The organism is Blastocatellia bacterium, assembly GCA_016713405.1.
GTDB lineage: Bacteria > Acidobacteriota > Blastocatellia > Chloracidobacteriales > JADJPF01 > JADJPF01.
This window is the reverse complement of record JADJPF010000001.1, coordinates 688,119-701,215: the sequence shown is the minus strand read 5'-3', so window position 1 is coordinate 701,215 and position 13,097 is coordinate 688,119. Positions and strand designations below refer to the sequence as shown.

At 33.5% G+C, this 13,097-nt stretch carries 4 protein-coding genes; all 4 read left to right on the top strand.

All coding sequences use genetic code 11. The annotated features are described in order from the left end of the window. Positions 1 to 8: 8 nt before the first annotated feature. The 4 genes from IPK14_03000 to IPK14_02985 are packed head-to-tail and all read left to right on the top strand — an operon-like array spanning position 9 to position 13,036. Positions 9 to 1,628, top strand: coding sequence for a hypothetical protein (locus IPK14_03000; protein ID MBK7992402.1), 1,620 nt, complete (start codon positions 9 to 11; stop codon positions 1,626 to 1,628). Beyond that, positions 1,586 to 2,239, top strand: a complete 654-nt coding sequence (locus tag IPK14_02995; protein MBK7992401.1) for an AMP-binding protein — start codon at positions 1,586 to 1,588, stop codon at positions 2,237 to 2,239. Before IPK14_03000 ends, IPK14_02995 begins: the two co-directional genes overlap by 43 nt. A 10-nt stretch (positions 2,240 to 2,249) precedes the next feature. Continuing rightward, a complete protein-coding gene (locus IPK14_02990; protein ID MBK7992400.1) occupies positions 2,250 to 3,257 on the top strand; it encodes an LLM class flavin-dependent oxidoreductase in 1,008 nt (335 codons plus the stop codon). Next, complete coding sequence (locus tag IPK14_02985; GenBank protein ID MBK7992399.1) at positions 3,245 to 13,036, top strand: amino acid adenylation domain-containing protein; 9,792 nt, start codon at positions 3,245 to 3,247, stop codon at positions 13,034 to 13,036. Before IPK14_02990 ends, IPK14_02985 begins: the two co-directional genes overlap by 13 nt. Positions 13,037 to 13,097 lie beyond the last annotated feature (61 nt).

Genomic DNA, 13,097 nt, shown 5'->3' with positions numbered 1-13,097 from the left:
TACTGGCTATGCAATTAAATACAAAGATAAGAAATGTGTTTAATGTAGATTTAATTTTAAGATCGCTCTTTGATAACTCAACAATTGAATCGTTATCAAATTTAATAGATTTGGAAATCAAAAAAGGTAATAAACTAGAAGTAGTTATATCTAAAATATCAAGAAACCAAGACATACCTTTATCATTTACTCAAGAAAGATTATGGTTTTTAAGCCAGTTTGAGCCAGATAATGCTGCTTATAATGAGCGTTTAGCAATAGAAATAAAAGGCTCACTAAACTTTTTAGCATTAGAGGAAAGCTTAAACCAAATAATTGAAAGACATGAAGCTTTAAGAACAAATTTTGCTTTTGTTAATGGTAATCCTGTCCAAATTATTGCTAAAAACCGTGTTTTGGAACTTTCTCAAATTAATTTAGAAAATATTGATAATGCTAATTTTGAAGCTGAAATTGAAGAATTATTTATTAAAGAAGGTCAAAAACTTTTTAATTTATCAGAAGACTTATTATTTAGAACTACTTTGATAAAAATAAATGAGCAATACCACGTATTGCTATTTATATTTTCACATATAGTATGGGATGGATGGTCATTTGGAGTATTTGTAAGAGAAATAGCAACACTTTATCAATCATACACAGAAAATAAAACTCCAGAACTACCAAAACTGCCAATACAATACGCAGATTATGCCTATTGGCAACGACAATGGATGCAAGGTGAAGTTTTTGAAAAACAACTTGCTTATTGGAAAGAAAAGTTAGCTAGTAAACTATCACCCTTACAACTACCTATAGATAAACCTCGTCCACCTATCCAGACTTTTGCTGGTAGAAGATTTCTTAAAGTATTGCCTAGTAAGTTATTAAAAGAAATACAACAGCTATCAAGAAACAATTCTGCAACTTTGTTTATGACATTGTTGGCTGCCTTTCAAACTCTTCTTTATCGATACAGTGGAAGTGAAGATATTTTGGTTGGTAGTCCTATTGCTAACCGTAATCATCCTGACATAGAAAACCTTATTGGTGTTTTTATTAACACTTTGGTTATGCGTTCTGATTTATCTTCTAATCCTACTTTTGAGCAACTTCTTGCTAGAGTTAAAGATGTCACCCTAGGTGCTTATTCTAATCAAGATATTCCTTTTGAAGCTCTAGTTGAAAAGCTTCAACCTGAGCGCGATTTAAGTCGTAGCCCTTTTTTCCAAGTCATGCTTATTCTTCAAAATGCTTTTGTTCCTAAAATAGAGTTAGAGGATATAACCCTTTCCTCATTGGTTGTTGACAATAAAACTGCCAAATTTGATTTAACTCTTGAAGCTTATGAAAATGATTCTGGTTTGTTTACTATTTTTGAATACAACACAGATTTATTTTATCATTCTACTATAGTAAGAATGGCAGATAATTTCTTAACGCTATTAGAATCAATAGTTAATAATCCAAAAGAACATATCTCTAAATTATCTCTTATCTCTCAAGCAGAAAAAGAAGAATTACTTTACACTTGGAATAATACTTACTGTGATTATGATAGAGAAATAACTATTCATCAACTCTTTGAACATCAAGTAACTAAATCCCTTCTTCTACTGCTATTATCTTTGAAAACAATGAATTAAGTTATAAAGAGTTAAATGAGAAAGCTAACCAACTAGCTCATTTCTTACGTAAACTAGGAGTGACATCAAATTCTAGGGTAGGTTTATTAATAGAACGCTCTAGCGAAATGATGATTGCTCTTCTTGCTATTCTTAAAGCAGGCGCAGCTTATGTTCCTTTGGATTCTTCTTATCCTAAAGATAGAATCTCTTATATGATTGATGATGCTCAGCTTAGCGTGCTTATCACTCAAAATAGTTTGTCTTCTCTCGCTTCTTTATACATTGGAAATACTGTTTTTATTGATAATGATTGGAAGGATATAGAAAAAGAAAGCACATCAAATCTAGTAAATATAAACACTAGCGAAAACTTAGCATATATTATTTATACATCAGGTTCTACAGGTAAGCCTAAAGGAGTTATGATTTCCCACCGTAATGTTATTAATTTCTTTGTTGGTATGGAGCAAAGAATTGGTAAATATTCGGACGGTGTTTGGTTAGCTGTTACTAGTATTTCCTTTGATATTTCTGTCCTTGAACTCTTTTGGACTCTATCCCGTGGCTTCAAAGTTGTTATTCAATCTGATAGCAGAGGTGTTGTTAGTTTAGAAAAACTAGAAAAATAGCTCAAAGAAGATGGATTTTAGCCTCTTCTATTTTGCAAGTGATGATTCAACAGAAAATTCAAACAATAAGTATAAACTCTTAATAGATGGAGCAAAATTTGCTGATGAGCATAATTTTTCTGCTGTTTGGACTCCTGAACGTCACTTTCATGCTTTTGGTGGACTTTATCCTAATCCTGCTGTTGCTAGTTCTGCTGTTGCTGCTCTAACTAACAATATTCAAATAAGAGCAGGGAGCGTAGTTTTACCTCTAAATAGTCCAATTAGAGTTGCTGAAGATTGGTCAGTTATAGATAACTTGTCTAAAGGAAGAGTAGGACTATCTTTTGCATCTGGATGGCATGCGGATGATTTTGTCTTTGCTCCTGATAATTACTCTAACCGTAGAGATATTATGTTTCGTGATATAGAAACGGTTCGTAAGCTATGGCGAGGTGAAGCAATAAGCTTTAAGGGTGGGGCTGGTAATAATGTTGCTATAAGAATTCTTCCTAAACCCATACAAAAAGAGTTACCTGTTTGGGTAACTGCTGCTGGTAGCCCTTCCACTTTCCAACTAGCTGGCGAAGTTGGGGCTAATCTTCTTACCCACTTGTTAGGCCAAAGTATTGAAGAACTTAGTGAAAAAATTAAAGTTTATCGTCAAGCTTGGCAAAATAAAGGCTATCCCGGTAATGGCTATGTTAGCTTAATGATACATACTTATGTAGGAAAAGATTCAAAAGAAGTAAAAGAACGAGTTCGTAAACCCTTTATTAATTATTTACGCACTTCTTTAGATTTAATAAGAAATCTAGGAAAAAGCTTAGGTGTAAACATTGATGCAGAAGATTTTACTAAAGATGATTTAGATGCACTCTTAGAACACGCCTTTGAGCGTTATTTTGATACAAGTGGGCTTCTAGGCAATGTAGAAACTTGTGTTCAAATAGTAGAAAAACTAAAAGAAATAGGAGTAGATGAAGTAGCCTGTTTAATAGATTTTGGTATTTCTTATCAAATGTTATGGAAGGCTTAAGCTATCTTGACCAAGTTAGGTTATTAACTAACTCTACTTCCTTAGACTATTCAATAACAGAACAAATAAAGAGACATAAAGTAAGTCATTTACAATGTACACCATCATTAGCAAGAGTATTAACAACAGAAGAAGAAGCAAAAGAAGCAATAAAAGAGTTAAAAATGATGATGGTAGGAGGAGAAGCATTAACAACAAGCCTAGCAAAAGAATTAATAAATGTAATAAAAGGTGAGTTACATAATATGTATGGGCCAACAGAAACAACCATTTGGTCATCCACACATAAAGTAGAGGCTAACGATAGAGTATTAAATACAGTAACAATAGGAAAACCAATAGCCAACACACAAATTTACATAGTAAATGAAGCACTAGAACTAGTGCCAGTAGGAGTAGCAGGAGAGCTATTAATAGCAGGAGAAGGAGTAGTAAAAGGATATTTCCAACGTCCTGAGCTTACATCAGAAAAGTTTATTGCAAATCCTTTTAGCAAATCTCAAACAGACAAGTTATATAGAACAGGAGATTTAGCACGTTGGCTAGATGATGGTACTATAGAATTTCTTGGTAGGCTTGACCATCAAGTTAAAATTCGTGGTTTTCGTATTGAACTTGGTGAAATTGAAACTTTACTGCTCCAACATCCAGAAGTATCACAAGCAGTTGTAATAGCAAGAGAAGATAAAAGAGATGAAAAGAAACTAGTAGCATACCTTGTAACTAAAAACTCTGATGAAACATTACCTTCAACATCAGAAATACAAACATATATTAGACAGCAATTGCCAGAATATATGGTTCCATCAGCAGTTGTTTATTTACAATCCATGCCTCTAACACCTAATGCTAAAGTTGACCGTAAGGCTTTACCTGCTCCTGAATATTCTCAAAGTAGCCTAGCAGAATATCTAGCACCTTCTACTAGAACAGAAATAGAATTAGCTGAAATATGGAAAGAGTTACTAAATGTTAAATCTGTAGGAATAAATGATAATTTCTTTGAATTAGGTGGACATTCTTTGCTTGCTATGCAGCTATTCACAAAACTACGAAGCACATTTACTAATGATATTTCTCTTCGTAATTTATTAGAATCTCCAACCATTGCCCAACTAGCTCAGTTAATAGACATTTCTAACGATTCTAAACATCTTGAAAAAGAGCATCTTATTACACCTTTACCCCGTGAAATTGATTTACCTTTATCTTTTACTCAAGAAAGACTTTGGTTTTTAAGCCAGTTTGAACCTAATAACCCCGCTTATAATGATAGATTTGGTATAAAAATTAAGGGTTTTCTTAATTTAGCTGCTCTTGAACTTAGTTTTAATCATATTATTCAACGCCATGAAGCACTGCGTACTAACTTTAGGCTAGTTAATAGCCGTCCTATTCAAATCATTATTGAAAATCGTGATTTAAAAATACAACAAATAAACTTAAGTAATGTTGCAGAAACAGAACTAGAAGTTAGATTATCAGAAGTGTACATATCAGAAGGTCAAAAACTTTTTAACCTTTCAGAAGATTTGTTAATAAGAGTCACCCTTATTAGCATAAGCGAAACTGAACATATAGTTTTAATTGTTTTACCGCATATAGTATGGGATGGATGGTCATTTGGAGTATTTGTAAAAGAAATGGCAACACTTTATCAATCATACACACAAAATAAAATTCCAGACTTACCAAAACTGCCAATACAATATGCAGATTATGCTTATTGGCAACGACAATGGATGCAGGGAGAAGTTTTTGAAAAACAGCTTGGTTATTGGAAAGAAAAATTAGCGGGAAATTTAACACCTTTACAACTACCTATTGATAAAGCACGTCCACCTATTCAAACTTTTGCAGGTCGTAAACATACAAAAGTTATATCAAAATCCTTAATAGAAAAATTATACTTACTCTCACGACAACAAAGCGTAACACCTTTTATGCTTATGTTAGCAAGCTTACAAACTTTGCTTTATCGTTATACTAGCACCGAAGATATACTAATAGGCACTCCTATTGCTAATCGTAATCATTCCCAAATAGAAAATTTGATAGGGGTATTTGTAAATACCCTAGTATTAAGAACAGATTTATCAGGAAATCCAAGTTTTGAAGAACTTTTATCAAGAGTAAAAGAAGTAACATTAGGTGCTTATTCCAATCAAGATATTCCTTTTGAAGCCTTAGTTGAAAAGCTTCAACCCGAGCGTGATTTAAGTAGGACACCTTTTTTCCAAGTCATGTTTGTAATGCAAAATACACCTATTAGTTTAATTGAACTTCAAGATATAAGTCTTTCTACAGAAGTGGTTGATAATAAAACAGCCAAATTTGATTTACTGCTTGAAACAATAGAAACAGAATCAGGTTTATTAGCCATTTTTGAATATAATACAGATCTTTTTGAAACATCCACTATTGAACGGCTGGCCGATAACTTTTATACATTGCTTGAGTCAATAGTAAAAGAGCCTAAAACAGCTATTTCAAACTTAGAGATACTTTCTAAGAAAGAAAAATCTTCCATTCTTAATTTTAATAACACAAGTAGAGATTACAAAACTATACTTATCATACAAAAATTAATAGAAAACCAAGTAGCAATTGATCCTGATGCTATAGATTTAGAATATGAAGAAGACACACTTACCTATAATCAACTTAATAAAAAAGCTAATCAGCTTGCTCACTTTTTACAAGCAAACTTTGTAAAAGAAGAAACTTTAGTATCAATAAGTGTAGAACGCTCATTTGAGCTAGTAATAGGGCTTTTAGGAATTATTAAAGCAGGAGCAGCTTATGTTCCAATTGATCCTAGCTACCCCAAAGATAGAATCTCTTTTATGCTAGAAGATGCTGGAGCAGCTATTCTTCTTACCCAAGAACATTTACTAAGCAAGCTGCCTAGTAAATCCAGTAAGATCATTTGTTTAGATTCTGACTGGGAAAGTATATCTGGCTTTAGCACTGATAACCCAACAAGCAATGTAGCAGAAAATAGCCCAGCCTATATGATTTATACTTCAGGCTCTACAGGTAAGCCAAAAGGGGCTGTAAATACTCATAAAGGTATTTGTAACCGTTTGTTATGGATGCAAGAACAATATCAACTTACTTCTTATGACAAAGTATTACAAAAAACACCTTTTAGCTTTGATGTAAGTGTATGGGAATTTTTCTGGCCGTTAATGACAGGAGCAAGTTTAGTTATTGCTAAAGCTGAAGGTCACAAAGATAGTCGTTATCTTGTCCAACTAATTAAACAACAACAAGTAACAACATTGCATTTTGTGCCTTCTATGTTACAGGTGTTTTTAGAAGAGCCAGGTGTAGAAGATTGCATAAGCATAAGACAAGTAATGTGTAGCGGTGAAGCTTTACCGTTTGACCTACAAGAACGTTTTTATCAAAAATTAAATACAACGACACTTCATAACCTCTATGGCCCGACAGAAGCCGCAATTGATGTCACTTATTGGCATTGTCAAAAACAAAGTCAAAGAAAAATAGTCCCTATAGGTTATCCTATAGCAAATACTCAAATACATATATTAGATAACCATCTTCAGCCAGTGCCAATAGGAGTGGCGGCAGAGCTTTACATAGCAGGGATAGGGCTTGCAAGTCATTATTGGAACCGCCCTGATTTAACAGATGAAAAATTTATTCCTAATCCTTTCTTTTTAGGAGAAAGAATGTATAGAACCGGTGATTTAGCTCGTTGGTTAGAAGATGGTTCTATTGAGTATTTAGGCCGAATTGATCATCAAGTTAAGATTCGTGGTTTTCGTATTGAGTTAGGAGAAATAGAAACTGTCTTAGCTCAACATCCATCAGTAAAAGAAGTTGTAGTAGTAGCACATCAAGATCATAACAAAGACAAACGCTTAGTAGCCTATGTTGTAGCTCAACTTGTTGAAGTTCCTTCTATTAATCAGCTTCAAACTTTTGTTAAAGAATTTCTGCCTGAATATATGGTTCCATCTGCGGTTGTCTATCTGCAATCTATGCCGCTTAGTCCTAATGGAAAAATTGACCGTAAGGCTTTACCTGCTCCTAGTGAAGATAGACCCATATTAGAAAATGTTTTTGTTGCTGCAACTACATCTGAAGAAGAAATCTTAACTGCCATTTGGATAGAAGTTTTAGGAATAAAACAAGTTGGTATAGATGATAATTTCTTTGCTTTAGGAGGTGATTCTATACGCAGTGTGCAAGTATTGTCACAAGCAAGGAATTATGGATTGAATCTTACATTAAAACAACTTTTTCAAGCACAAACCATAAGAGAGTTAGCAAAAGAAGCTAAAATATCTAGTACAAATTTATCTGACATTCCTATTACAACAGCATTTAGCCTTATTTCTGAACATGACAAAGCTTTATTACCAAATAACCTAGATGATGCTTACCCTGTTAGTATTTTACAAGCAGGAATGCTTTTCCATAGTGAGTATAATGTAGACTCTGCAATCTACCATGATATTTTTAGTTTTGTACTAAAAACATATCTTGATGTAGACAAATTAAACCAAGCTATAGCCTCTCTTATAAAACGTCATACAATTTTACGAACAACGTTTTCTTTTAGCGATTACAGCAGACCATTACAACTAGTACAAAAGACAGCATTTGCTCCGCTAACAATTGTGAATATCCGCACACTTTCCAAGGATGAACAAGATAAACAAATAAATGAGTGGTTAGAAACAGAAAAAACTCGTGGGTTTGATTGGAAACAAGCCCCATTACTACGTTTTCAAATACACTGTTTAACAGATGATACTTTTTATCTTAGCTTAAGCTTTCATCATGCAATCCTTGATGGTTGGAGCATTGCAAGCATGTTAACAGAGCTTTTTCAACTCTACAATTCTCTCTTAAATGGTGAAGAGTTAATTCTTAAAGCTCTAGAATCAGATTATCGTGACTTTATTGCTCTTGAACAAGCAACATTAGAATCAAAAGAAACCAAAGAATTTTGGACTAATTTATTGGCTGATAGTAATGTTGTTAGATTACCTCGTTGGTTTTCTAATAAAGATCAAACACCTCGTCTTTATGCACTAGACTTAGCAATTTCTCAAGACCTTAGCAAAAATTTAAGGAAGTTAGCACAAACTGCAACAGTTGCACTACGATCAGTATTACTAGCAGCACACTTAAAAGTTATTAGCACACTTACCGGGCAAACAGATGTTATTACAGGCATTGTCACCAATGGAAGACCAGAAAAACAAGATAGCGAACAAGTATTAGGATTATTCTTAAACACAGTCCCAATACGCAAAAATCTTACTGGTGGAAATTGGCTTAAACTTATTAAAGAAGTTTTTGCTCTTGAGCGTGAAATTATGCCACACCGTATTTACCCACTTGCTAACATCCAAAGCTTAAATAGTGGTGAAGCATTATTTGACACATTTTTTGACTTTATCAATTTCCATGTTTATGAAAAGCTCTCTGCAATGACTGGGATTGAAGTTCTTTCTGAAAATGTATTTGAGCAAACTAATTTTGCTATGTGGGCGCATTTTATACAAACAACAAATTCTACAGATTTAATTTTAAGGCTTAATTGTAACCTAGCTGTATTAACTAAAGAACAAATTGACTTAATAGGTGGCTATTATCTAACAGCTTTAAATAGCATGGTTGCAGACCCTCAAAGGCATTATGAAAAAGAGTCTTTGCTATCAGACGATGAACGCGAAATAATTCTTAATAGCTGGAATGCTACAGCAAAAGCATATCCTGATCTTTGTATTCACCAGTTATTTGAAATACAAGCTAAATCTACTCCAAATAAAATAGCTGTTGTCTTTGAAAACAAACAACTTACTTACTATGAGTTAAACTCTAAAGCTAATCGTTTAGCTTACCATCTAATTTCCTTAAATGTAGAACCTGATCATTTAGTAGGCATATGTGTTGAGCGTTCACTTGAAATGATAATAGGTTTATTAGCCATACTTAAAGCTGGTGCGGCTTATGTTCCGTTAGATCCGTCTTATCCAAAAGATAGAATTTCTTTTATTCTTTCTGACGCTAATATCAAGGTATTACTTACCCAAGAAAAACTTTTATCAACTTTCCCTCAAGAACAAAATATTATTTGTTTGGATGGCAAATGGGGAGTAAGTGAAAAAAGCGAAAATCCCAAAACTAATGTTTCTGCTAATAATTTAGCCTATGTAATTTATACTTCTGGTTCAACAGGCAACCCAAAAGGTGTAATGCTTGAACATCGCAATGTTGTTAACTTCTTTGGAGCAATGGATGACAAAATTAGTTTTGATAATGATAGCGTTTGGCTAGCTTTAACAAGTATTTCTTTTGATATTTCTGTTTTAGAACTTTTATGGACACTTACAAGAGGCTTTAAGGTTATAGTGCAATCTGAAGAGGCTATTTTAGTAAGCAGTTCAGATAATTATAGTAATGAAAATAAAACAATAGATTTTAGTCTTTTTTATTTTGCAAGTGATGAAAGTACAAAAGCAGAAGATAGATATAAACTGTTTTTAGAAGGGGCAAAATTTGCTGACCAAAATGGTTTTTCATCTCTATGGGTTCCAGAAAGACATTTTCATGCTTTTGGTGGTCTCTATCCCAATCCTTCACTTGCTGCTAGTGCTGTTGCTATGATTACAAATAAAATTAATATCCGTGCTGGCAGTGTTGTTTTACCGTTACATAACCCAATTAGAGTTGCTGAAGAATGGTCTTTTGTTGACAACATTTCAAAAGGTAGAGTAGGTCTATCTTTTGCATCTGGATGGCATGCTAATGATTTTGTGTTTGCTCCTGATAATTACCATAACCGCCGTGAAATAATGCTTCGTGAAATAGAAACAGTAAAGAAGCTTTGGCGTGGTGAGTCTGTAACAGCACGTAATGGTTTTGGAAATGATGTAGAGATTAAAACCCTACCTCAACCAGTACAAAAAGATTTACCTGTTTGGTTAACTGCTGGAGGTAGTCCAGAAACTTTTAAAATAGCTGGTCAAATGGGAATTAATTTACTTACCCATTTACTTGGACAATCAATTGAAAGCCTATCTGAAAAAATTGTAATTTATCGTCAAGCTTGGAAAAGTAGCGGCCATAAAGGTGAAGGATATGTAACTTTGATGTTACATACTTTTGTAGAAAAAAATTTAGAGTATGTTAAAGAGAAAGTAACTATTCCCTTTTCTAATTATTTACGTAGTTCTGTAGATCTATTAAAACCTTTAGCACAAAGTATTGGACTAAATTTTGATTCTCTAACAGACGAAGATAAAGAAACCGTTGTTTCACATCGCTTTGATCGTTATTTTGAAACTAGTGGTTTATTTGGCACACCAGAAACTTGTTTTAAGATAGTCAACCAATTAAAAGCTATTGGGGTTGATGAGATAGCTTGTTTAATTGATTTTGGGATTGATGCCGATGCAGTGTTAAACGCTTTAGATTACTTAAACAAATTAATGAAGCAAAGTAATGCTCTAACTTATGACTATTCAATTGCTGCACAAATACATCGCCATAATGTTACACATATGCAATGCACTCCATCTTTGGGTAGATTAATTATGAATGATCAAGGTGCGCGTAGTGCTATGAGTAAACTGGATTATTTGTTGCTAGGAGGTGAAGCATTACCTAGCAATTTTGCTTATGAAATTACTCAAACACTGCCTAGCAAACTACTTAATATGTATGGGCCAACAGAAACAACTATTTGGTCTACAGTTTACAATGTTGAAGAAGCTAATAGCTTTATTTCTATTGGTCGCCCTATTGCCAATACAGAAATATATATCCTTGACCAGTTTAATCAACCACTTCCTGTTGCTGTATCAGGTGAGTTATATATTGGTGGTGATGGGCTAGCAAGAGGTTATTATCAAAGACCAGAATTAACAAATGAAAGATTTGTACCAAACCCGTTTAAGAATAATGCAAGACTTTATAGAACAGGCGACTTAGCCCGTTATTTACCTGATGGTAATATTGATTTTCTTGGACGCATAGATCACCAAGTTAAGTTAAGAGGTTTTAGAATTGAGCTTGGCGAAATAGAAGTTTTATTAGCACAACATCCTGAGATAAAAGAGTGTCTAGCAATAATCCAAGCGGATCAGCCTGAAAATAAGAAAATAATAGCCTATTTTATCCCTCAACTTAAAAACTCACCTTCAATAAACAAATTAAGGCAATATCTATCAGAAAAATTGCCTGAATATATGATTCCATCAACATTTGTTCCAATGGAAAGTTGGCCCCTTACACCAAATGGTAAGATTAATCGTCGTGCCTTGCCAATTCCAACTACTGAAAGACCACTTCTAAAAGACTCTTATCTAAGCCCAACTACTGAAACAGAAGCAAAAATCATAAGTATTTTTTCTCAATTGTTAGAAATTGATCAAATAGGGATAGAAGATAATTTCTTTGAATTAGGTGGAAATTCTATTCTTAGTGTTCAACTAGTAGTTAAATTACGTGAAACCTTCAAGGTAGAAATCCCTTTACGAACTCTGTTTGACAATACCCCTACAGCCAGAAAAGTAGCAGAAATTATTGATAATGCTAGCCCAATGGTAGAAAAATTAGATTTAGCAGCAGAAATAGTTTTAGATGAATCAATCAAACCACCAACCTCTAACTATTCAATAGTAACTGAGCCTAATAATATCTTCCTTACAGGAGCAACAGGTTTTTTAGGAGCTTTTTTACTTGTTGAATTAATAAACCAAACTAATGCACAAATATATTGTCTTGTACGGGCTGCAAATCTTGAATTAGCACAAGAAAGACTAATAGAACGAATGAAGTTCTATGAGCTTTGGAATGAAGCGTTTTCTTCACGTATTAGCGTTTTAGTTGGAGATTTATCACAACCAAGATTTGGTTTAAGTGAAGAAACTTTTGATAAGTTAGCTGCTAATATTGATGTTATTTATCATGTTGGTGCAACGGTTAACTTTATTTACTCCTATCAAGTGCTTAAACCAGCAAATGTTTTTGGGACACAAGAGGTTTTAAGGCTAGCTAGTAAAACAAAAGTAAAACCTGTTCATTTCACTTCTACTAGCAGTGTTTTTGAAGGTTTCAATGGTGGAAAAACAGTATTTGAATATGATGAGATCAACTTAGAAGCAAGTTTTAGCACAGGCTATACACAAACAAAGGTTGTTAGTGAAAAAATCATTGAAATTGCAAGACAAAGAGGCTTACCAGTATCAATCTATCGACTTGACTTAGTAGGTGGGCATAGCAAAACTGGTGTTGCAAATACCAGTGACTTTATCGCTTTACTAATTAAAGGTTGTATACAATACGGTAGCGCACCATTGTTAAACTCAGTCTTTGATCTTACTCCTGTTGATTTTGCTTGTAATGCTATAGTTACTTTATCTAAGCAAACAAATCAAATAGGAAAGAATTTTCATCTTCTTAATCCCTATCCTCCAAGTGCTAGTGGGTTATTTGACTGGGTTCGTAGCTTTGGTTATGACTTAGAGGCAAAACCATTTAGAGAATGGCAAACGGAAATAACTTCTCAAAATACATTAAAACCAGAGAATGCACTATATACGTTAATACCTTTTATTAAAGAGTTACGCCTAGATCAAGAAGATGAGTTCTTTACTTTTGATGTACATCAAACAGAAGAAGCCTTATTACCATTACAAATAATTTGTCCTAAGATTGACACAGAGTTATTACATAAATGTCTAGCATTTTTTGAGCGTTGTGGTTTTATTTCTGTAATGCAAAAAATGTAACCAGGAATGTAGTCATGGAAGTTAAGATATTAATTTAGAAAACTTGTCACATTTTTTACTT

Excerpts from the sequence above, each read along its gene's own strand:
- IPK14_02985 (MBK7992399.1), top strand. The coding sequence starts at position 3,245 with ATGGAAGGCTTAAGCTATCTTGACCAAGTTAGGTTATTAACTAACTCT.
- IPK14_03000 (MBK7992402.1), top strand. The coding sequence starts at position 9 with ATGCAATTAAATACAAAGATAAGAAATGTGTTTAATGTAGATTTAATT.
- IPK14_02990 (MBK7992400.1), top strand. The coding sequence starts at position 2,250 with ATGGATTTTAGCCTCTTCTATTTTGCAAGTGATGATTCAACAGAAAAT.